Origin of the sequence: Sphaerisporangium perillae (assembly GCF_023276435.1) — a bacterium.
Lineage (GTDB): Bacteria > Actinomycetota > Actinomycetes > Streptosporangiales > Streptosporangiaceae > Sphaerisporangium > Sphaerisporangium perillae.
In genome coordinates, this window is sequence record NZ_JALLPO010000045.1 from 51,520 (window position 1) to 73,232 (window position 21,713).

General features: G+C 71.5%; 20 protein-coding genes. 12 read left to right on the forward strand and 8 right to left on the reverse strand.

Annotated features, from left to right (window positions below; translation table 11 throughout):
• Nucleotides 1-3: 3 nt before the first annotated feature.
• Together MYF83_RS34365 and MYF83_RS34370 are read right to left on the reverse strand one after the other, a co-directional pair.
• Nucleotides 4-654, reverse strand: a complete 651-nt coding sequence (locus MYF83_RS34365; RefSeq protein WP_248964924.1) for a hypothetical protein — start codon at nt 652-654, stop codon at nt 4-6.
• Nucleotides 651-1,679: a hypothetical protein gene (locus tag MYF83_RS34370; RefSeq protein WP_248964925.1), complete on the reverse strand. Its 1,029-nt coding sequence runs from the start codon at nt 1,677-1,679 to the stop codon at nt 651-653. The genes MYF83_RS34365 and MYF83_RS34370 overlap by 4 nt, the downstream gene beginning before the upstream one ends.
• 160 nt (nt 1,680-1,839) lie before the next feature.
• On the opposite strand from MYF83_RS34370, the gene uvrB reads away from it, so the two are divergent.
• Complete coding sequence (gene uvrB / locus MYF83_RS34375; protein ID WP_308201551.1) at nt 1,840-3,948, forward strand: excinuclease ABC subunit UvrB; 2,109 nt, start codon at nt 1,840-1,842, stop codon at nt 3,946-3,948.
• A 30-nt stretch (nt 3,949-3,978) separates the two neighbouring features.
• On the opposite strand, the gene MYF83_RS34380 is transcribed toward uvrB, so the two are convergent.
• From MYF83_RS34380 to MYF83_RS34390, 3 genes are all read right to left on the reverse strand, one after another.
• A complete protein-coding gene (locus MYF83_RS34380) occupies nt 3,979-4,590 on the reverse strand; it encodes a DUF4126 domain-containing protein (RefSeq protein WP_248964926.1) in 612 nt (203 codons plus the stop codon).
• Nucleotides 4,591-4,749: 159 nt separating this feature from the next.
• Nucleotides 4,750-5,886, reverse strand: coding sequence for a nitronate monooxygenase (locus tag MYF83_RS34385; protein WP_248964927.1), 1,137 nt, complete (start codon nt 5,884-5,886; stop codon nt 4,750-4,752).
• A gap of 45 nt (nt 5,887-5,931) precedes the next feature.
• Nucleotides 5,932-6,612 (reverse strand): acyltransferase, encoded by a 681-nt coding sequence (locus MYF83_RS34390; protein ID WP_308201552.1) that lies wholly within the window; start codon nt 6,610-6,612, stop codon nt 5,932-5,934.
• A 153-nt stretch (nt 6,613-6,765) separates the two neighbouring features.
• On the opposite strand from MYF83_RS34390, the gene pyrG reads away from it, so the two are divergent.
• From pyrG to der, 11 genes are all read left to right on the forward strand, one after another.
• On the forward strand, nt 6,766-8,436 hold the full coding sequence (gene pyrG / locus MYF83_RS34395) for a CTP synthase (protein ID WP_248964928.1): 1,671 nt from the start codon (nt 6,766-6,768) through the stop codon (nt 8,434-8,436).
• Between the two features lie 80 nt (nt 8,437-8,516).
• Nucleotides 8,517-9,113 carry an NUDIX domain-containing protein gene (locus MYF83_RS34400; RefSeq protein WP_248964941.1) on the forward strand — a complete coding sequence of 199 codons (597 nt, stop codon included), beginning with the start codon at nt 8,517-8,519 and terminating at the stop codon, nt 9,111-9,113.
• A 15-nt stretch (nt 9,114-9,128) separates the two neighbouring features.
• Complete coding sequence (locus MYF83_RS34405) at nt 9,129-10,061, forward strand: site-specific tyrosine recombinase XerD (RefSeq protein ID WP_279340466.1); 933 nt, start codon at nt 9,129-9,131, stop codon at nt 10,059-10,061.
• A gap of 90 nt (nt 10,062-10,151) precedes the next feature.
• Complete coding sequence (locus MYF83_RS34410; RefSeq protein WP_372500327.1) at nt 10,152-11,078, forward strand: ParA family protein; 927 nt, start codon at nt 10,152-10,154, stop codon at nt 11,076-11,078.
• Between the two features lie 123 nt (nt 11,079-11,201).
• Nucleotides 11,202-12,113 (forward strand): segregation and condensation protein A, encoded by a 912-nt coding sequence (locus MYF83_RS34415; protein ID WP_248964930.1) that lies wholly within the window; start codon nt 11,202-11,204, stop codon nt 12,111-12,113.
• Nucleotides 12,103-12,795: an SMC-Scp complex subunit ScpB gene (gene scpB / locus MYF83_RS34420; RefSeq protein WP_248964931.1), complete on the forward strand. Its 693-nt coding sequence runs from the start codon at nt 12,103-12,105 to the stop codon at nt 12,793-12,795. Before MYF83_RS34415 ends, scpB begins: the two co-directional genes overlap by 11 nt.
• Complete coding sequence (locus tag MYF83_RS44020) at nt 12,792-14,786, forward strand: pseudouridine synthase (protein ID WP_248964932.1); 1,995 nt, start codon at nt 12,792-12,794, stop codon at nt 14,784-14,786. The genes scpB and MYF83_RS44020 overlap by 4 nt, the downstream gene beginning before the upstream one ends.
• A 50-nt stretch (nt 14,787-14,836) precedes the next feature.
• Nucleotides 14,837-15,196, forward strand: coding sequence for a chorismate mutase (aroH, locus tag MYF83_RS34430; protein ID WP_248964933.1), 360 nt, complete (start codon nt 14,837-14,839; stop codon nt 15,194-15,196).
• Entirely contained in the window at nt 15,193-16,287 is a 1,095-nt protein-coding gene (locus MYF83_RS34435) for a prephenate dehydrogenase (protein WP_248964934.1), read from the forward strand. The genes aroH and MYF83_RS34435 overlap by 4 nt, the downstream gene beginning before the upstream one ends.
• A gap of 100 nt (nt 16,288-16,387) precedes the next feature.
• Entirely contained in the window at nt 16,388-17,023 is a 636-nt protein-coding gene (gene cmk / locus MYF83_RS34440; protein ID WP_248964943.1) for a (d)CMP kinase, read from the forward strand.
• Nucleotides 17,024-17,185: 162 nt separating this feature from the next.
• Nucleotides 17,186-18,628 (forward strand): ribosome biogenesis GTPase Der, encoded by a 1,443-nt coding sequence (gene der, locus MYF83_RS34445; protein WP_248964935.1) that lies wholly within the window; start codon nt 17,186-17,188, stop codon nt 18,626-18,628.
• A 150-nt stretch (nt 18,629-18,778) separates the two neighbouring features.
• Here the strand turns inward: der and MYF83_RS34450 are convergent, their stop codons facing one another.
• The 3 genes from MYF83_RS34450 to MYF83_RS34465 all read right to left on the reverse strand — a co-directional run bounded on the left by MYF83_RS34450 (nt 18,779) and on the right by MYF83_RS34465 (nt 21,652).
• The gene (locus tag MYF83_RS34450; RefSeq protein WP_248964936.1) at nt 18,779-19,162 is read right to left on the reverse strand and encodes a VOC family protein; all 384 of its coding nucleotides are present in this window, start codon (nt 19,160-19,162) and stop codon (nt 18,779-18,781) included.
• Nucleotides 19,159-19,977, reverse strand: coding sequence for an arsenate reductase/protein-tyrosine-phosphatase family protein (locus MYF83_RS34455; protein ID WP_308201553.1), 819 nt, complete (start codon nt 19,975-19,977; stop codon nt 19,159-19,161). Before MYF83_RS34455 ends, MYF83_RS34450 begins: the two co-directional genes overlap by 4 nt.
• A gap of 145 nt (nt 19,978-20,122) precedes the next feature.
• The gene (locus MYF83_RS34465; protein WP_248964945.1) at nt 20,123-21,652 is read right to left on the reverse strand and encodes an MFS transporter; all 1,530 of its coding nucleotides are present in this window, start codon (nt 21,650-21,652) and stop codon (nt 20,123-20,125) included.
• Nucleotides 21,653-21,713 lie beyond the last annotated feature (61 nt).

Below are 21,713 nucleotides of genomic sequence, written 5' to 3' on the forward strand. Positions count from 1 at the left end.
CTCCTAGATTCGCGCCAGGTGCTCCGCGGCCAGCCGGGCGGCCCGCGCGGTCTCCTCATCGTCGCAGTGCCTGCGGACCACGCGGTGGGAGCGCGTGCCGACCGGGCCCAGGGAGAGATCGGCCGTGCCCTTCCGCCCGCTGCCCAGCGCGATGGTGGCCGTGTCGGTGCCTTCGGGGATCACGCTGCGGTGGAACACCCCGGCGCGCAGCGTGTACACCTGGCCGGCGCCGTAGACCGCCGACGCGCCCGGGGTGTAGGTGACGATGCGGCCCGTGGGCCTGATGCTGTCCACATCGCCCTCGCTGACCACCTCGAACACCTGGTGCGTCGCTCGAGCGCCGCTGTCGGCCACGGCGGCGAGCTCGTTGCGCACCTGGCCGTAGAGGACGTAGCTGATCAGGTCCCAGCTGTGGCAGTGGATCTCGGAGGTGGTGGTGGCGACGCTCGGCAGGTCGGCCGACCACAGGTGCACGCAGACGCCGTGCTCGCCGCTGCGTTCCACCGGCAGGCAGACGAAGCCGAGCGGGTGGCGGACCGCCGTGATCGCGAATGCGCCCGCGGCGATGTCCCGGAGCAGCCGCAGCGCCCGGCGGGGGAGCGCGCGCGAGACCGGGCCCGATGTCAGCTCGTCGTACAGCTCCTGGTACTTCATGCCGAGTAAGGGTTCTTGGCGCGGATGGCCTTGCGGATGATCTCGACCACGTCGCGGTCGCCGTAGGACTTCGGCAGGCCGAGCCCGAGCGTCTCGAACAGCTTGCGGACCTCGTCGACCGTGGGCTCGTCGCCGACCTGTGTCGCCTTGGACGCCTCGATGGGCACCCGCCGCGCCTGGTCCAGGCTGGAGATCAGCTCGGTGGCGCAGTGGTCGTAGTAGAAGCTGCCGCGCCGGGTCATCAGGGCGCGGTTGGGGTCCTCGACCGTGATGATCACGTGCTGGGCCGACAGGTCCCAGCGGAACGTCGTCATCGTCGACGACAGCCCGAGGTGGATGTCGAGCAGGCTGAACCGCTGGCGGTACCAGCAGGCCGCGAGGATCGTGGCGTAGGACTCCTTGCGGGTGCGGTCGACCGTCCAGTACTCCCCGGTGCCGTCGGGGGCGTCGGACACCGAGCGGCGGAAGCGCACGTACGCCTCGCAGACGCCGATGTGGGTCGGGTCGATGATCTCCAGCCGCATGAGCATTGCCTTGCGCTCCCGGCGGGCGGCGACGACCAGCTCCGGCAGCGTCACCGCGCGCACGTAGGTGCCCGTGCCGCCCTTGAAGTACCAGCGGTCGGTGGACCGCCGCGCCTCGGTGAGGGCCTCCGCGATCTCGTCCGCCCCGTTCAGCACCTGGACGACCTGCAGGTCGTCGAGCACGCGCCGGGCGCTCTCGACGACCGACTCCAGACGGGTGAGGCGGTCGAGGCGCAGGGGGAGGTCGGCCAGCGCTCCGGAGGTGGTGCGGAAGTTCTCCTTGATCGTCTCCTCCATGGGCTCCTGCCGCCACCGGTCGCGCAGGATCGCCGCGGTCAGGAGGCCGAGCACCAGGAGGGTCACCCCGCTGATCAGCTCGCTCTTCGGCTGGCCCATGATCTGGTCGCTCGCGGTCAGGCCGAGGAAGGCGATGAAGACGGCCAGCACGAGGGCGATGACGCCGTCGGCGTTCTTGCCGACCCAAGCAACGAACTTGCCCATGCGCTCCATGGCGCCCGCCCCGCCTCGACGATCAGTAAGCCCCGTGGTCATGGTAACGACAGGGTCAAGTACCGGCCAGTGGCGGCTCACGGAGCCCGGATCGCGACCGGCCGGCCTCCGGCACCGGAAATGTCGGTGGCTCCGCGTAGGTTATGGAGACGTGAGGCCGGTAACAGATTTGCAGCGCAGGGTGGCCCCCTTCCAGGTCGTCACCGACATGACCCCTTCCGGCGACCAGCCGACGGCGATCGCCGAGCTGGAGCGGCGCATCAAGGCCGGTGAGAAGGACAACGTCCTGCTGGGCGCCACGGGCACCGGCAAGACCGCGAGCGTGGCATGGCTCATCGAGCGGTTGCAGCGCCCGACCCTGGTGATGCAGCCCAACAAGACGCTCGCCGCGCAGTTCGCCAACGAGCTTCGCGAGATGCTTCCCGGCAACGCCGTCGAATACTTCGTCTCCTACTACGACTACTACCAGCCCGAGGCGTACGTCCCGCAGACAGACACCTACATCGAGAAGGACTCCTCGATCAACGACGAGGTCGACCGCCTGCGTCACTCGGCGACCAACTCGCTGCTCACCCGCCGCGACACCGTCGTGGTGGCCTCGGTGTCGTGCATCTACGGCCTCGGCACCCCGCAGGAGTACGTCGACCGCATGGTGCGGCTCAAGGTCGGCCAGGAGATCGAGCGCGACCAGCTCCTGCGCCGCCTCGTCGACATGCAGTACGCCCGCAACGACCTCTCGTTCACGCGGGGCACCTTCCGGGTGCGCGGCGACACCATCGAGGTCATCCCGCAGTACGAAGAGCTCGCCGTGCGCATCGAGATGTTCGGCGACGAGATCGAGAAGCTCGCGACGCTCCACCCGCTCACCGGTGAGGTGATCACCGAGGACGAGGAGCTCTACATCTTCCCCGCCTCCCACTACGTCGCCGGTCCCGAGCGCATGGAGCGGGCGATCCGCGACATCGAGACCGAGCTGGCGGCGACGCTGGCGACCATGGAGAAGCAGGGCAAGCTGCTGGAGGCCCAGCGGCTGCGCATGCGCACGACCTACGACATCGAGATGATGCGCCAGGTCGGCACCTGCTCCGGCATCGAGAACTACTCCCGCCACATCGACGGCCGCGAGTCCGGCTCGGCGCCCAACACGCTCATCGACTACTTCCCCGAGGACTTCCTGCTGGTCCTGGACGAGTCCCACCAGACCGTGCCGCAGATCGGCGCCATGTACGAAGGCGACGCCTCGCGCAAGCGCACCCTGGTCGACCACGGCTTCCGCCTGCCGTCCGCGATGGACAACCGGCCGCTGAAGTGGGAGGAGTTCCTCGAGCGCATCGGGCAGACCGTCTACCTGTCGGCGACCCCGGGGCCGTACGAGCTCGGCCGCAGCAAGGGCGAGGTGGTCGAGCAGGTCATCCGCCCGACCGGCCTGGTCGACCCCGAGGTGCTCGTCAAGCCCACCAAGGGGCAGATCGACGACCTGGTCCACGAGATCCGCGAGCGCACCGACAAGGACGAGCGGGTCCTGGTCACCACGCTGACCAAGAAGATGTCGGAGGATCTCACCGACTACCTGCTGGAGCTCGGCATCCGCGTGCGCTACCTCCACAGCGAGGTCGACACGCTGCGCCGCATCGAGCTGCTCCGCGAGCTGCGCATGGGCGAGTTCGACGTGCTCGTCGGCATCAACCTGCTCCGCGAGGGCCTCGACCTGCCCGAGGTGTCCCTGGTGGCCATCCTGGACGCCGACAAGGAGGGGTTCCTGCGCAGCGAGACCTCGCTGATCCAGACGATCGGCCGTGCCGCGCGTAACGTCTCCGGCCAGGTCCACATGTACGCCGACCGCGTGACGCCCTCGATGGAGCGCGCGATCGAGGAGACCAACCGGCGCCGGGCCAAGCAGGTCGCCTACAACCAGGCGAACGGCGTCGACCCGCAGCCGCTCCGCAAGAAGATCGCCGACATCCTCGACTCCATGGTCAGGGAGGACGCCGACACCGAGAAGCTCCTCGGCGGCGGCCGGCAGCAGAGCCGCGGCAAGGCGCCGGTCCCCGGCCTGAGCAGCCGCCAGACGGGGCAGCACGCGAAGGCCATCGCGGGGGAGATGCCCCGGGCCCAGATCGAGTCGCTGGTCCAGTCGCTCACCGAGCAGATGCACACGGCCGCGGCCGACCTGCAGTTCGAGGTGGCCGCCCGCCTCCGAGACGAGATCAAGGAGCTCAAACGCGAAGTCCGCGACATGCGCGAGGCCGGCGTCCACTGACTGACCCACCGCCACCCAGCGGGGCCGCGGTCAGGAGGGTTGGGAGGCCTGGCGGAGGCGGTCGGCTTTGCGGGCGCGGCGCCTCCGCAGGCGGCGGAAGACCCACCAGGCCGGGACCGCCAGCACGACCAGTGCCACGATGACCAGCACGGGGAAGAAGACGGCGATCAGGCTCATGCCGAGCGATCCGGCGTCCTCCACAGTGCTCACGACCGGGGCGCCGACCCCGGCCGTCGAGACGTTGACGACCGGCCGGGCCGAGGCCTTCATGACGTGCACCGCGAGGGCGACGCCGATGCCGAGCACCCAGCTCACCCACGGGTTCTGGCTCACCCAGGTGGAGTGGTCGAGCTGCGAGGCCGCCTGGGTGGCGCTGAAGACGACCCCGCCGGCGGCGGGCCGCACCGCCGTCTGGATCATGTCGTTGACGTGGTCGACGACGGGCACCTTGTCGAGCACCATCTCGGCGAGCAGCAGCACGCCGACGATCGCCAGCACCCAGCCGTTGGTCAGCCACGCGTAGTCAGGCGGCAGCCGTACGGCGTCGGTGAAGTTGGCCAGCAGCCCGACCACGAGCAGCGGAATGTAGGCGTTGAGTCCCGCCGCCGTGGACAGCCCGAGGCCGGTCAGCGCCGCGAGCATCGCAACCCACCCTTCCCGTTCTCCCGATGGAGAAGACGAATGAGGAGCTGCCCAGCGTTCCCGATGTCAGGCGCGGACCGGCTGATCTCGTGTGCCTGTTCGACTCCCGGGCACGGGTCAGATGGCGCCGAGGTCTTCGTGGACGCCTCGCCGTCGTCCTCAGGGGCGGGTGATGTCGTCGAGCCGCTCGATGGCCGAGGTGAGCTCCTCGATGATCTCGTAGACGACCTGGCGGGCCGGCTTGACCTGGTCGAGCTGGCCGACCACCTGCCCGACGAAGTAGTTCGCCAGCTCCCGCGCACCCTCCTCGCCGTTCTCGGCGGCGTGCGAGATGCGGGCCAGCGCGCCCTCGGCGAGCAGGATCTGCAGGGGCATCGGCAGCGGGCCTGGGCTCTCGGGAGCCTCGTCCCACTCCTTGGTCCAGGCGGACACCAGCTGCCGCGCCGGCTTGCCCGTGCGGGAGCGGGACCGGACGGTGTCCAGGGAGGTGGCGGCGAGCATCTTGCGCTTGACGACCATGGGCGTCTCGGCCTCCTCGGTGGTGAGCCAGACCGAGCCGCACCACACGCCTTCGGCGCCGAGGGCCAGGGCCGCGGCCATCTGCCGCCCGCTCGCGATGCCGCCGGCCGCTAGCACGGGGATGGGCGCCACGGCGTCGACGACCTGCGGGACGAGCACCATCGTGGAGACCTCGCCGGTGTGGCCGCCGGCCTCGGTGCCCTGCGCGACGATCAGGTCGGCGCCGGCGGCGACCTGGCGGCGGGCGTGCTCCACCGTGCCGACCAGCGCGGCGACGGGCACGCCGGCGGTCCGCGCCTTCTCGACCATCTCCGGCGGGGGCGTGCCGAGAGCGCTGGCGATCAGGCCGATGGGATGCCGGAGGGCGACGTCGATGAGCCCGGTGGCGCCCGAGTGCGTGACCCGGCGGCCGATCTCGTCGGCCCGCCCGATCGAGCCGGGCGTGAACGGCTTGCCGTTGCCCACGCCGTACTTGGTGAACAGGTGCGTCACGAAGTCGCGGTGGACCTCGGGGATGAAGTCCAGGAGCCGGGCGCCGGGGTCGTCGGCCGACCTGTCGATCTTCCCGGGCACCAGCACGTCCACCCCGTACGGCCGGCCGCTCACCTGCCTGTCGATCCAGGAGAGCTCGCGGTCGAGCTGCTCGGGGGAGTAGGCGACCGCGCCCAGGACGCCGAACCCGCCGGCGTTGGTGACGGCCGCGACCACGTCACGGCAGTGGCTGAACGCGAACAGAGGGAACTCGACGCCGAACCTGTCACAGATCTCCGTCCGCATGCCGTGACGGTAACCCGTGCCCCCTGGCCTGGTCCAGGGCGGCGTTCAGGCGCCGGGGAGCAGCGCTCTGAGCGTGCCGGGCTCGGCGGGCGCCGAGGGGGGCTGCCAGCCGGTCTCCGGGGAGTACCGGCGGACGATCTTGGCTGGTACGCCGGCGATCACGCAGTGGTCGGGGAACTCTCCGCGCACCACGGCGCCGCCGGCGACGACCGACTGCCTGCCGATGCGCGTGCCGGGCAGGATGATGGCGCCGGCGCCCAGCCAGCAGCCCGCCCCGATGGCGACGGGGTTGTTGCGCGGCCACTGGCGGCCGATGGGCATCTCCGGGTCGTCGTACACGTGGTTCTGGTCGGTGATGTAGACGTAGGGCCCGGTGAAGACGTCATCGCCGATGTCGATCGACTGGTGTCCCACGATGTGGCTGCCCCGCCCGATCGAGCAGCTTCTTCCGATGCGGACGATGGAGTCGGGGCCGAGGTCGACGCCCGGGCCCATCCCCGCGGAGATGGAGACGCGTTCTCCGACGAGGGTGTGCTCGCCGATCTCGATCCACGCCTCCCCGAAGATCGCTCCTTGGGGGAAGGACAGGCAGGCACCCTCGCCGAGGTGGCGGAACCGGTACCCGGCCGGGGTCTTGGGGGTGACCGCTCCGGTCGCGCGGATCGCGGCCCAGACACGGTGGATGAGGCCGCCGCAGATCCGGCGTAGTGCATCACGGGGTGACATAACCGGAAAAGTTACCGCTTGGTTAGCATGCTGGGAACGGACGCCCGGGGCCGTTCGGGCACTTCGCAAGCGTCCTTTGATATTCTGAGAGCCCGTGGACACGCGGTCGCCCGTCGGACGGCCACGATGACAACGGACCACGGGAGACCCTCCTTGCGCAGCGCCGCAAACACCAAGCATCTGTTCGTCACCGGAGGCGTCGCCTCCAGTCTCGGCAAGGGGCTCACAGCCTCGAGTCTGGGGCGTCTGCTGAAGCTTCGCGGCCTGCGGGTCACCATGCAGAAGCTGGACCCCTACCTCAACGTCGACCCCGGAACGATGAACCCCTTCCAGCACGGTGAGGTGTTCGTCACCGACGACGGCGCCGAGACCGACCTCGACGTCGGGCACTACGAGCGATTCCTCGACACCGAGTTGCACGGCTCGGCCAACGTCACCACCGGCCAGGTCTACTCCAACGTGATCGCCAAAGAGCGGCGCGGCGAGTACCTCGGCGACACCGTCCAGGTGATCCCCCACATCACCAACGAGATCAAGGACCGCATCCGCGGCATGGCCGGCCCCGACGTGGACGTGGTCATCACCGAGGTCGGCGGCACGGTCGGCGACATCGAGTCCCTGCCGTTCCTGGAGGCGGTCCGCCAGGTCCGCCACGAGGTCGGGCGGGACAACGTCTTCTTCCTGCACGTCTCGCTCCTGCCGTACATCGGCCCGAGCGGCGAGCTGAAGACCAAGCCGACCCAGCACTCGGTCGCCGCTCTGCGCAGCATCGGCATCCAGCCGGACGCCATCGTCTGCCGCTCCGACCGCCCCATCACCACATCACTCAAGCGTAAGATCAGCCTGATGTGCGACGTCGACGAGGACGCCGTCGTGTCGGCCATCGACGCCCCGAGCATCTACGACATCCCGAAGGTCCTGCACTCCGAGGGCCTGGACGCCTACGTCATCCGCCGCCTCGGACTGCCGTTCCGCGACGTCGACTGGCACGAGTGGGACCAGCTCCTGCGCCGGGTGCACCGCCCGGCCAAGGAGGTCACGATCGCGCTGGTCGGCAAGTACATCGACCTGCCCGACGCCTACCTGTCGGTGACCGAGGCGCTGCGCGCCGGAGGCTTCGCCTGTGACGCCCGGGTCAACATCCGCTGGGTCAAGAGCGACGACTGCGAGACCCCCGAGGGCGCCGAGCGCGAGCTCGACGGCGTGGACGGCGTGCTCATCCCCGGCGGGTTCGGCGTCCGGGGCATCGAGGGCAAGCTCGGCGCGATCCGCCACGCGCGCGAGCGGCTGATCCCGCTGCTCGGCATCTGTCTCGGCATGCAGTGCATGGTCATCGAGGCCGCGCGCGACCTGGCCGGCATCGAGGGCGCCAACAGCACCGAGTTCGACCCCGACACCGTCGACGCCGTGATCTCCACCATGGCCGACCAGGAGGACGTGGTGGCCGGGGAGCGCGACATGGGCGGCACGATGCGGCTCGGCCTGTACCCGGCCAAGCTCGCCGAGGGGACGATCGTCCGGCGGCTGTACGGCACGGCGAGCGCGGACGAGCGCCACCGCCACCGCTACGAGGTCGGCAACGCCTACCGCGAGCGGCTGGAGCAGGTCGGCATGGTCTTCTCCGGGCTGTCCCCCGACGGCAGGCTCGTCGAGTACGCCGAGCTGGACGCCGATGTGCACCCGTTCTTCGTCGGCACCCAGGCCCACCCTGAGTTCCGTTCCCGCCCGACCCGGCCGCACCCGCTCTTCAGCGGCCTCATCGAGGCGGCCCTGACGTACGCCGACGTTCGCGAGAGCGTCACGAAGGCAGGGCGGGGCGCGTGAGCGCCGTACACGGTCCCGCACACGGCCCCGCCGGTCAGGGGCTCGCGGGGGGAAGGACGGCCGTCGAGGACGTCCGCGACGTGCCGGCGTCCTGGCAGGTCGTCGACTCCCGCACGCGGTTCGACGCCCGGGTGATCTCCGTGCGCACCGAGACCGTCCGCATGCCCGGGGACGAGGTCGCCGACCGCGACTACGTCGTCCACCCCGGCTCGGTCGCCGTCGTCGCGCTCGACGAGGACGACCGGGTGCTGCTGCTGCGGCAGTACCGCCACCCGGTGCGCAGGCTGCTCTGGGAGCTGCCAGCGGGGATCCGCGACGTGAAGGACGAGCCGCTGGTCGAGTGCGCGGCCCGCGAGCTGGCCGAGGAGGCGTCCTACCGGGCGAAGACCTGGCACACCCTGCTCGACATCTACACCTCTCCGGGCATGACCGACGAGCGCATCCGCATCTTCCTCGCCCGGGACGTGTCGGAGATCCCCGAGAGCGAGAACACGTTCGTGCGCCGGCACGAGGAAGTGGACATGCCGGTCGTGTGGGTGCCTCTGGCAGAAGCGGCACAGAAAGCGCTGACCGGAATGATCCACAATGCACCGGCCGTCGCGGGTATTCTCGCCGCGTACGCCGCTTTGTCGGACGGCTTCGCCGCTCTGCGTCCCGCCGACGCCGAGGAGGCCTGACAGGAGGTTTCCGTCCTGAGCCCCTACGCCGACGCCGAGGCCGTGTTCGCCGCCTACCTCGCCCATCTCACGGTGGAACGAGGGCTCGCGGCCAACACGCTCGCCTCCTACCGGCGTGACCTCAGGCGCTACCTCGACCACCTGCGGCCGCGCGGGCGCCGGTCCCTGGCCGAGGTGACGGAGGCGGACGTCGTGGCGTTCCTGGCGGCGCTGCGCGAGGGCGACGAGCGCCATCCCGCCCTGGTGGCCAGCTCGGCCGCCAGGGCCGTGTCCGCCGTACGCGGGTTCCATCGGTTCGCGCAGCGCGAAGGGCTCGCGGCGCACGACCCGGCGCACGGGGTGCATCCGCCGAGCAGGTCACGCAGCCTGCCGAAGGCCATGGGCGTGGCCGAGGTCGAGCGGCTCATCGCCGCGGCCGGCCCCAAGGACGCGCCGCTCACCCACCGCAACCGGGCGCTGCTGGAGGTGCTGTACGGCACGGGCGCGCGGATCTCCGAGGCCGTGGGGCTGACCGTGGACGACGTCGAGGCGGGGCGGGTACGGCTGCGCGGCAAGGGCGGGCGCACCCGGGTGGTCCCCCTCGGCAGGTTCGCAGGCGAGGCCGTGCGCGCGTACCTCACCCGGGCCCGTCCCGTCATCTGGGCGCAAGGGCGCGGCACCGCGGCCCTGTTCCTCAACGCCAGGGGCGGGCGGCTCACCCGCCAGGGGGCCTGGGAGGTCCTGCGGTCGGCCGCCGAGCGGGCCGGCCTGGCCGGGGTTTCCCCGCATATGTTGCGCCATTCGTTCGCAACTCACCTCCTCGACGGAGGAGCGGACGTTAGGGTTGTCAAGGAACTGCTCGGCCATGCCTCGGTGGCGACCACCCAGGTCTACACGCTGGTAGGTGTCGACAGGCTCCGTGAGGCATATGCGGCGGCTCATTACCGGGCTGAACGCCCAACTTCATAGCTCTCGGGCGCGTCGCCTTGCCGCATACGTGCCCACCCCATAGTGTCCGTCCGGACGGTCCGGTTCGGGGCCGTCAGGGAGGTTCAACTGGTGACTGCGACCACAGACGCTTCTATCCGGGAGGTTCCCGGTACCCCCGATGGTGCCTGGGGCGACACCAGGAACGAAGGGATTCTCGGTCCCACCGGGCGGCCGCGTCCCGTCTTCCCTGATCCGGTGCCACCCACCACGCACGGTCCCGCGCGGGTCGTGGCGATGGTCAACCAGAAGGGCGGCGTCGGCAAGACCACCACGACGATCAACCTCGGCGCCTCGCTCGCCGAGTGCGGCCAGAAGGTGCTGCTCGTCGACTTCGACCCGCAGGGCGCCCTCTCCGTCGGCCTGGGCATCGACCCGCGCCCGCTCGAGGCGACGGTCTACGACCTGATCATGGAAGAGCCCGACGTCACGGCCGAGGATGTCCTGCTCAGCACCAGCGTCGAGAACATGGATCTCCTGCCCAGCAACATCTTCCTGTCCGGCGCGGAGATCCGGCTCGTCAACGAGGTCGCCAGGGAGTACGCCCTCGGGCGTTCACTCGAGCCGTTGCTCCCGCACTACGACATCTGCCTCATCGACTGCCAGCCGTCGCTCGGCCTGCTGGCGGTCAACGCGCTGACCTGCGCCCACAGCGTCATGGTCCCGCTCGAGTGCGAGTTCTTCGCGCTGCGCGGCGTCGCCCTGCTCATGGAGTCGATCACCAAGGTCCAGGAGCGCCTCAACAAGAACCTCGAGATCGACGGCATCCTGGCCACCATGTACGACCCGCGCACCCTCCACGCGCGGGAGGTGCTCCAGACGATCATGCAGGGGTTCGGCGACAAGGTCTTCCACACGGTGATCAACCGCACCGTCCGGTTCCCCGACGCCACCCTCGCCGGCGAGCCGATCACCCAGTTCGACTCGGCCTCCATGGGCGCCACCGCCTACCGCGAGCTGGCCCGCGAGGTCCTCGCCCGCTGGTCGCAGGGCGGCTGACCGCCGATCACGGCGGGCCGGCGCTCACCGGCGCGCCCCGCCGCCGGCTTCACGCGGGCGATGTCCGGGTCCGGGTGAGCGTGCCCCCGCCCGGTGACGGCCGCCGTGCGGGACAATAGGGCGGTGACCCCAGAGCCCGAGACCGCCCAGGCCAGGCCTGACGCCTTCCAGGTGCACCTGGAGGTCTTCGAGGGCCCGTTCGACCTGCTGCTCGCGCTGATCTCCAAGCACAAGCTCGACATCACCGAGGTGTCCCTGCACCAGGTGACCGACGAGTTCATCGCCCATATCCGCTCGCGCGGGCCCGAGTGGGACCTCGACCTGGCCAGCCACTTCCTGCTCGTCGCGGCCACGCTGCTCGATCTGAAGGCGGCGCGGCTCCTGCCCACCGGCGAGGTCGAGGACGAGGAGGACCTCGCGCTGCTGGAGGCCCGCGACCTGCTGTTCGCCCGGCTCCTGCAATATCGCGCCTACAAGGAGGTGGCGAAGGTCTTCGCGGGCAAGATGGCCGAGGAGGCGCTGCGTTTCCCCCGCGTGGTCCCGATGGAGCCGCAGTTCGCCGGCCTGCTGCCCGAGCTGGTGCTCGGCATCGGCCCCGAACGCCTGGCGAAGATCGCCGCCAGGGCCTTCACGCCCAAGCTGCCGCCGTCGGTCTCCACCGCCCACATCTACCAACCCGTCGCCAACGTCCGCGAGCAAGCGGCTATCCTTGTCCGACGGCTCCGGCGCATGCGCACGGCCACGTTCCGGGCCCTGACCGCAGACTGTGCGGGCACCTTCGAGGTCATCGCACGCTTCCTCGCCGTCCTGGAGCTCTTCCGGGAGGCCGCGGTCTCCTTCGAGCAGATAGAACCGCTCGGCGATCTGCACGTGACCTGGACCGGCGCCGACGACGGAGACGTCGCGGTGGCCGACGACTACGACGAAGGCCCTCCGGGCGACCAGAGCCGGGAGGGCGACGACATCCATGACGACCGGCAAGGCCGACCGGGCGCCGGAGGCCGGGAGAGCGAAGATGCATCCGATGAGTCCTGAGGACGCGGAGCACGGCCCTGAGCCGGGCCCGCGGGCACAGGAGGCCCAGGAGATCTCCGCGCCGGGCCTCGCGGCCACGGGAGGGATCTCCGAGCCGAGTCCGGAGGCGGCGGAGGGCACGGGGGAGATCCCGGCGTCCGAGCCCGGCCTGCGGGCGGCTCTGGAGGCGATCCTGCTGGTGGTGGACGAACCGGTCGCCGAGGTGACCCTGGCGCAGGTGCTCGAGCGCCCCTCGCGAGAGGTCGCCGAGGCGCTGCGGGCCCTGGCGGCGGAATACACGGCCGCGGGGCGGGGTTTTGACCTGCGAGAGGTCGCGGGCGGCTGGCGTTTCTACACGCGGGCCGACTGCGCGGCCGTGGTGGAGCGTTTCGTCCGTGACGGGCAGCAGGCCCGGCTGACGCAGGCCGCTCTGGAGACGCTCGCGGTCGTGGCCTACCGCCAGCCGGTGAGCAGGGCCAGAGTTGCCGCCGTCCGGGGCGTCAACAGTGACGGCGTCATGCGCACGCTGGCGGCGCGAGGGCTGGTCGAGGAGGCCGGCACCGACCCGGACAGCCAGGCGGTGCTTTACCGCACAAGTTCGTATTTCCTGGAGAGGCTGGGGCTGCGGAGTCTCGATGAGCTTCCCGCGCTCGCCCCATTCCTCCCCGACGATGTGGAAACCCTAGAGGAGCAACAGAAGTGATCAACAGGCGTAGTACCCCGTCCGGTGATGGACGCGGTCGAGGGCGCGGCGGCGCCCCGGGCGGTGCCTCCGGCTCCCGAGGAGGTGCCGGGTTCCGAGGCGGTTCCGGCGGCCCGCGGGGCGGCTCCAGAGGAGGCGCCCAGGGCGGCTCCGGCGGAGGGTTCCGAGGCGGCGAGCGCCGCGACGGGATCTTCCCGGAGGGACGGCGCGGTGGCGCCGACGGCGGCCGGGGCAGAAGCGACGACCGCGACCAGCGCCCGCGCGACGATTCCCGCGCCCGCGAGGGCTTCCGCGGCGGATACCGGGACTCCGGCCCCGCGCAGGGTCCTTCCCGCGCGCGGTACGGCCGGCCCGGCGACGACCGCGGCTCCTATGGCAACGACCGGCGCGCTCCGGCCGGCGACGACCGGCGCGCCCCGGCCCGCGACGACCGAGGCTCCTTCGGCGATGACCGCCGGGCTCCGGCGCGCGGATCCTACGGTGACGACCGCCGGGCTCCAGCCCGCGGATCGTACGGCGACGACCGCCGGGCTCCGGCCCGTGGCTCCTTCGGCGACGACCGGCGCGCCCCGGCGCGTGGCGATCGCGGCGGCTCGTACGCCGACCGCCGCGGCCAGCACGGCGACGACCGCCGTGGCGGCTCCTACCGCGATGACCGGGGGGACCGAGGCTCCTACGGCGGCGACCGGCGAGGGCCGGCCCGCGACGACCGCGGCGGCTCCTCCACCCGAGACGACCGCGGGGGCTCCTACGCCCGCGGCGACCGCGGAGGCTCTTACGGCGGCGAGCGCCGCCCGTCCTTCCGTGACGACGACCGGGGCGGCTTCCGCGCCGGCCGGACCGGCTCGCGCGAGCCGTACGGCAGGGACGAGACCGGACGCGACCGCCCGGTGCGCGGCGGCCGGCCCGCGGACGACCCGAGGAGCGGCTCCCGTGGCGGCTACGGGCGCGACGACCGGCGTGACGAGGTGCAGACCATCGGAGACCTGGGCGGTGGCTCCCGTGGCCGGTACGGCCGCCCCGAGCAGGGCCGGCCGCAGGACCGGTTCGGCCGTGGCGGGTCCGCCGCCGGCCGGGGCAAGGCGACGCGCGACGGCACGCCCGCGGGCCGTGGCAAGCCGCCCCGTGGCGGCGCGCCGGCCGGGCGAGGCCCGGCCGCCCGCCCCGAGCGGGGCGCCGCAGCGTTCAAGACCGCGCGCCAGCCGCTGCGCGACCCCGAGCACTTCCCCGCCGGCTACACCGACGAGCGGGACACCACCGAGGTGCCCGACGGCGTCCGCCTGCAGAAGGTGCTCGCGCAGGCGGGCGTCGCGGCCCGCCGCACCTGCGAGGAGATGATCGGCGAGGGACGGGTGACCGTGGACGGCCAGGTCGTCCGCAGGTTCGGCGCCCGCGTCGACCCCGCCAAGCAGATCATCCACGTCGACGGCAAGCGCATCCCGACCGCTCCCGACCTGGTCTACTTCGCGATCAACAAGCCGATCGGCGTCGTCAGCACGATGTCCGACCCAGAGGGGCGCCCGTCGCTGTCGGACTACGTGGCCGAACGTACCGAGCGGCTGTTCCACGTCGGACGGCTCGACACCGAGACCGAGGGCCTGATCATCCTCACCAACGACGGCGAGCTGGCCCACCGGCTGACGCACCCGAGCTTCGGCGTGCAGAAGAAGTACTGGGCCAAGGTGCCGGGGCCGATCCCGCGCGACCTGCCGCGCCGCCTGAAGAAGGGCGTCGAGCTGGAGGACGGCCTGGTCAAGGCCGACGACTTCAAGATCGTCCAGGAGCACGGCCAGCAGGCGCTGGTCGAGATCGTGCTCCACGAGGGCCGCAAGCACGTCGTCCGGCGGATGCTGGAGCAGGAGGGTCACAACGTGATCGACCTCGCCCGCATCGAGTTCGGGCCGGTGAAGCTCGGGCGGCTCAAGCCGGGCACGATGCGCTCGCTCACGTTGAAGGAGGTCGGCGACCTGTACGCCGTCGTGGGAATGTAACCTGTCCGAAAGCACAGCACGACCGGGCGGCAGTGCGAGAAGGGAACGACATGGTGCGGGCCATCCGGGGGGCCACCCAGATCGACTCCAACGATCGGGAGGCGATCCTCGCCGGGGTGACCGAGTTGGTCTCCAAGGTCATGGAGCGTAATCGGCTGACCACCGACGAGGTGATCAGCGTGATCTTCACGAGCACGCCCGACCTCACCGCGGAGTTCCCCGCGCTCGCCGCCCGGAAGCTCGGCTTCCACGACGTGCCGCTGATCTGCGCCAGCGAGATCGACGTGCCCGGCGCGCTGCCCCGCGTGGTGCGGCTGATGGCCCACATCGCCACCGACCGCCCGCGACAGGAGATCCAGCACGTCTACCTGCGTGGCGCGGTCGCCCTGAGAGTGGACATCGCCCAGTGAGCGATCAGCCGCGCGGCATCGACAGCGTCCTGGTCGTCGGCACCGGCCTGATCGGCACGTCGGTCGCTCTCGCCCTGCGGGAGCGCGGGGTGACGGTCAAGCTGGCCGACCAGAACGCCGGGGCCGTGCGGCTGGCGCGCGAGCTCGGAGCGGGCGACGACTGGGAGCCCGGCGGCGAGCGCGTCGACCTCGCGGTGATCGCGGTGCCGCCCCAGTTCGTCGCCGAGTGGCTGCTCGACCTGCAGAAGACCGAGGCCGCCCGGTTCTACACCGACGTGGCCAGCGTCAAGGCGCTGCCCATCGAGCAGGCCGCCCGGCTCGGCTGCGACATGAGCGTGTACGTCGCCGGGCATCCGCTGGCGGGCCGCGAGCGGTCCGGCCCGGCGGCCGCGCGCGCCGACATCTTCGTCGGCCGTCCCTGGGCCTACTGCCCCGGGCCCGAGACCTCGCCGAAGGCCGTCCAGGCGGTGCGGTCGTTGATCGAGCTGTGCCAGGGCAACGCCGTCGAGGTCGACCCGGTGGCGCACGACGAGGCGGTCGCCCTGGTCTCCCACGCCCCGCACGTCGCGGCGTCGGCCATGGCGGCACGCCTCGCGAGCGCCTCCGACACCGCGCTCGGCCTCGCCGGGCCGGGCGTCCGGGACGTGACCCGGGTGGCCGGCGGCGACCCGGGCCTGTGGACGGTCATCCTGTCCGGCAACGCCCGTCCCGTCGCGGAGGTCCTGGAGGCCGTCGCCACCGACCTGGCGGCCGCCGCCGCGGCCCTGCGGGCCGTTTCGGTCGACGACGACGCGGCCATCGAACGGGTCACCGAGCTGCTGCGCCGCGGCAACGCCGGTCAGAGCCGCATCCCCGGCAAGCACGGCGGCCCGCCGAGGGAGTACGCCGTGGTCCAGGTGCTCGTCGGCGACCGTCCCGGCGAGCTGGCCCGGCTGTTCCAGGCGGCCAAGGACGCCGGGGTCAACATCGAGGACGTCCGCTTGGAGCACGCCCCGGGGCTGCTGCTTGGCGCCGCCGAGTTGTCGGTCCAGCCCGAAGCCGCGGGGACGCTCACAAAGGCGCTTCGCTCGCACGGATGGCACGTCCCCTAGGACCGCCGATGCCCGGGTGGTGGAGGATTCCCGGTACCCTCTTTGCGGACAACTCAATGGGGACGCAGAGGGAGATGCCGTGACCGCACTGGTCGTCGCCATGGACGGCCCTTCGGGGTCGGGCAAGTCGAGTGCGTCGCGCGGGGTGGCGCGCGCGCTCGGGCTCCGCTATCTCGACACCGGGGCGATGTACCGCGCGATCACGTGGTGGATGCTGGAGAGCGGCGTCGACGTCGCCGACCAGGCCGCCATCGCCGGTCGCGCCGCCGAGCCGGTGCTCGCCATCGCCACCGACCCCGACGCTCCGAGCGTCACCGTGGACGGCCGCGACGTCTCCGCCGAGATCCGCACCCGCGAGGTCACCTCCGCCGTCTCCGCGGTGAGCGCCGTTCCCGAGGTCCGCGGCCGGCTCGTCGCCGAGCAGCGCGCCATCATCGGCGACGGCGACATCGTGGTCGAGGGGCGTGACATCGGCACGGTGGTGGCGCCCGGCGCGCCGGTGAAGATCTACCTCACCGCGAGCCCCGAGGCTCGCGCCCGGCGCCGCACCGCCGAGCTGACCGGCACGACGGTGGAGGCGCAGCAGATCGAGATGGCCAGGCGTGACACCCTGGACTCGACGCGGAAGGCCGACCCGCTGGTGATGGCGGCCGACGCGGTCGAGGTGGACACCACGGAGCTCAACCTCGAAGAGGTCATCTCCGAGGTGCTGAGACTGGTGAAAGAGCGCACCTGATCCGGGTGCCGGTGATACTTCGCACGACAAGCGCACCCGCTCCGGGTGACGAGTGAGACTTTGAATGAGCGCACCCTGACCCGGTGACGCCGCGGGGGCCCGCGGGCCTGTGGGCCGGTGGGCCACAGCCCCGCCGAGCCGCTGGATGAAGGATGGGCATTGATGGAAACGGGACGTGACGTGACGGGGGAGTACGGCGACGAGGGCCGCTGGATCGAGGGCCATCTCGCGGAATTCGAGGAAGACGGCGCACCCGCCGAGGCCGAGCCGGACACCGGCCCGCTTCCGGTGGTGGCCGTCGTGGGCCGCCCCAACGTGGGCAAGTCCACGCTGGTCAACCGCATCATCGGCCGCCGTGAGGCGGTCGTGGAGGACGTGCCGGGCGTGACCCGCGACCGGGTGACCTACGAGGCCACCTGGCGGGGTCGCCGGTTCACGCTGGTGGACACCGGCGGGTGGGATCCCGACGCCACCGGCATGGCGCTGCGCATCGCCGAGCAGGCGCAGATCGCGGTCGAGCTGGCCGATGTGATCATGTTCGTGGTGGACGCCACGGTCGGGGTCACCGACGCCGACGAGACCGTGGCCGCGGTGCTGCGGCGCTCGGGCAAGCCCCTCGTGCTGGCCGCCAACAAGGTCGACGACCAGCGCATGGAGCTGGAGGCCACCTCGCTGTGGTCACTCGGCCTCGGCGAGCCGCAGCCGGTGTCGGCCCTGCACGGCCGGTCCAGCGGTGACCTGCTCGACATCCTGCTGAACGCCATGCCGGACGCGCCGCCGCAGCGGTTCGGCGTCGAACGCGGGCCCCGCAGGGTCGCCCTGGTCGGCAAGCCCAACGTCGGCAAGTCCTCGCTGCTCAACAAGCTCGCGGGCGAGGAGCGGGTGCTGGTCGACCCGATGGCGGGCACCACCCGCGACCCGGTCGACGAGCTGGTCGAGCTGGGCGGCAAGACCTGGCGCTTCGTCGACACGGCCGGCATCCGCCGCCGCGAGCGGCAGCTGCAGGGCGCCGACTTCTACGCCGGCATGCGCACCCAGGCCGCCCTCGAACGCTCCGAGGTCGCCGTGGTGCTCATCGACGCCTCCGACGTGCTCACCGAGCAGGATCTGCGCATCATCAGCATGGTGATCGAGTCGGGCCGCTGCATGGTCGTGGCGTTCAACAAGTGGGACCTCGTCGACGAGGACCGCCGCTACTACCTGGAGAAGGAGATCGACCGCCAGCTCGTCCGCGTCCCGTGGGCGCTGCGCGTCAACATCTCCGCCAAGACCGGACGGCACGTCGAACGGCTGGTCCCCGCGATCGAGCGCGCCCTGGAGTCCTGGGGCACCCGCGTGTCGACGGGCCGGCTCAACACCTTCCTGTCCGAGCTCGTCGCGGCCACCCCGCCACCGGTCCGCAGCGGCAAGCAGCCCAAGATCCTCTTCGCCACCCAGGCGTCGGTCGAGCCGCCCAAGTTCGTCCTCTTCACCTCGGGCTTCCTGGAGGAGACCTACCGCCGCTTCATCGAACGCCGCATCCGCGAGGAATTCGGCTTCGCCGGCTCCCCAGTCGAAGTGACCATGAGAATCCGCGAAAAGCGCGGCGCCCAGAAGAAGAAGTAACCCCCGATCCACGCACCTCCCGCCGGCTTGGGTCACGTACCTTCCAGGTCGGCGCGGGGTCGTACTTTCGCTCAAGGGTGTCTCTTCGGCCCGGGTGGACGTTGGTTGTTCGGCGCCGGGCCGGCGGGGTGGGTATGGCGATGCCGGAGCTCAGCGTAGAGCGGGTTCGAACAGTTCGATGAGGTTGCCGGCCGGGTCGGGGAGCAGGATCTGGCGTCCGCCGGGGCCGGCGATGACGTCGCTGCGGAAGGACAGCCCGGCGGTGCGCAGCCGGTCGATCTCGGTGTCGAGGTCGTTGACGATGAGATGGATGCGGTTGCGGCCTGGCGCGGTGGAGTCCTCGGGCGTGGCCCGGGCGCCGGAGCTCGCCGGCCCGGACAGCAGCAGCCGCAGCGGGCCGCGGACCACGTCGGCGAAGGCGGGCGCGGGGTTGGTGTGCACGGTGAAGCCGAGGTGGGTGGTGTAGAAGTGGACGGCGGCGGCCACGTCGTCGACGATGTAGCGGACGCTCGCGAGCTCGTCGGGTGCTGTCACGGGTGGACCTCCGGTTTGGTGGCGCGGGCAAGGATGGGCAGCAGGTAGCGGATACGGGTGTCGATCTCCGCCGCCATGTGCCTGAAGGCGGGGTAGCTTGCCTGGTCGGCGTCGGCGTCGGCGTCGGCGTCGGCGTCGGCGTCGGTGTCGTTGGCGGCAGCCGGGTCGGGGATGCTCCAATGGATCAGCCGCGGCTGATCGCTGAACTCGGGGCGGACCTCGCGGACCTTGTCGCACAGGCTGATCAGGTGATCGAAACGGTGGCGGGCCAGTGTGTCCAGATGCCGCGGCCGCTGGTCGGCGATGTCGATGCCGTAGTGCTCGCGAAGGACCCGCACGGCGTTGGGATGTATGCGCGGTTTGGGGCGGCTGCCGGCGCTGGTCACCTCCACGTGGCCGCCGGTGCGGCGGCGCAGCAGGGCCTCGGCGATGGGTGAGCGGGCGCTGTTGCCGGTGCACGCGAACAGCACGCTAGGCCGGGCCGAGGGTTCGGCGGTCGTGGCAGGCGGTGGGGTGGGATCGAGGCGCAGCGCCGGGTGCAGGGCGACACCGGCGGCGGTCAGCGCGTGCGCGCAGCGCTCCAGATCGAGGTGGTAGTAGCTGTCGCGGGCGTCGAAGCTGCTCCGATGGGCGGTGACGAGCCCGCTTCCGCGCAGCAGCCGCAGGTGGTAGGAGATCAGGTTCTGCGGTTGGCCGAGCAGTTCGACAAGCTCACGGACCCGGTAGTCGCTTGCGGCCAGCTCGGTCAGCAGCCGCCACCGCAGTGGGTGGGCGGCCATGCGCACGAACGCCGGGGCCGTTGGACCTGTGGACACCACGCTCAGCAGAATACATCAAATCTCTTTGATGGATTCCTTTGGGAGTGGATGGTGTCCGTACGGTTAGCTCTTACCTGCGAAGGCATTCCTTGGTCCGGCTGGTCGGGGCAGGTACCTCGCAGCGCCGCCTAGGGCCAGGCCTTCACTGAGGCGGCGTAGCCTCTTCGGTCTGGTGCCGTGGTGGTTGTTCGGCGCCGATGGCCGGGTGCCTGAGGGCTCGGCCGGGTAGGGCTAGGGCCGCGATCGCGCCGATGCCGCACAGGATGGCGGTCAGCAGGAAGATCTCGGTGTACTCCGTGTGCAGGGCCTCGCCGACCTTGGCGGTGTACTCCGCGAGGCGACGGGCGTACTCGGTGCGCTCCACGCCGAACGGCAGCGGCGTGTCCAGGTGGGCGGTCAGGGACTGGAAGCGGTGGAACCCCCAGGCGGACAGCGCGGCCACGCCGAGCAGCATGCCCATCATGCGGGCGACCACGACCGAGGCCGAGGCCACTCCGTGCCGTCCGGCCGGAGTGACACGCAGCACCGCCGAAGAGATCGGCGCGATGACCGCGCCCAGCCCGAGGCCCGCTATGACCAGGTCGACGTCGACCCGGGGGAGACCGAGAGGATACTCGGCGGTCGCCAGAGCCACCGGCCACCGTGAGATGAGCACGTAGCCGGCAGTGGCGACCAGCAACCCACCGACGGCCACGGCCCGCTCGCCGTACCGGCGGGCCAGCACGCCGCCGAGGAACGCCGCCACGGCCAGCGCGACCAGGAACCGCGACAGCACCAGTGCTCCGCCGACGGTGTCCTTCCCGAGCAGCGTCTGGGCGGTGAACTGCACGTCCACCAGGGTGACCAGCAGGGCGGCTCCGGCGAGGAAGCTCGTGACCAGTGAGGCGGAGAAGGGGCCGCGGCGTACGCCGCTCATGTCCAGCAGCCGCGTCGGCGAGCGTAGCTCCCAGACCACGAACACCGCGACGGCCACCACCCCGGCGCCGATGGCGGGCACGCCCCACGACGGCAGCACCGCCTTGTCCGGCTCGGGGTTGTACAGGCCGGCCACGAGCAGGCCCAGCGCCAGGGCCAGGAGCAGGCCGCCCACCACGTCGATGCGCGCCCGTGGTCCCTGCCCGCGCGCCGGCGGCGGCACCGTCCGGTGGACGGCGATCGCGGCGAGCAGTGCGAGGGGGATGTTGACCCAGAAGATGCCGCGCCATCCGACGAGAGCGGCCAGCCCGGCGCCGTACAGCGGGCCGAGGACGCTGCCCAGCTCCTGCGCCGCCCCCACCGCTCCGAGGGCCACCGGGCGGGTGTGCTCGTCCCACAGGTCGCCCACGAGGGCCATCGTGATCGGTAGCAGCGCGCCGCCCGCGATGCCCTGGATCGTACGGCCCGCCGTGAGCAAGGGGATCGAGGCGGCGATCGCCGTCAGCGCGGAGCCCGCCGCGAACCCGGCCAGGCAGGCGTGGATCAGCGGGCGGCGCCCGTACCGGTCGGAGAGCTGGCCGAGCAGCGGCATGGCGGCGATGTAGCCGAGCAGGAACCCGGTGACCACCGGAGTGGCCCGCTCGAGGTGGTTGAGCGGCACCCCGACGTCCTGGGCGATGTCGATCAGGACGGTGACCACGACGTAGGCGTCCAGCGCGGCCAGTAGTACGGCGGTGCCCCCGACACCCAGCGCCACCCGCCGCGTGGCACCCGGGCCAGGTGCGGGAGGGGGTGTGGGGGCGGGGGGATCGGCCGGG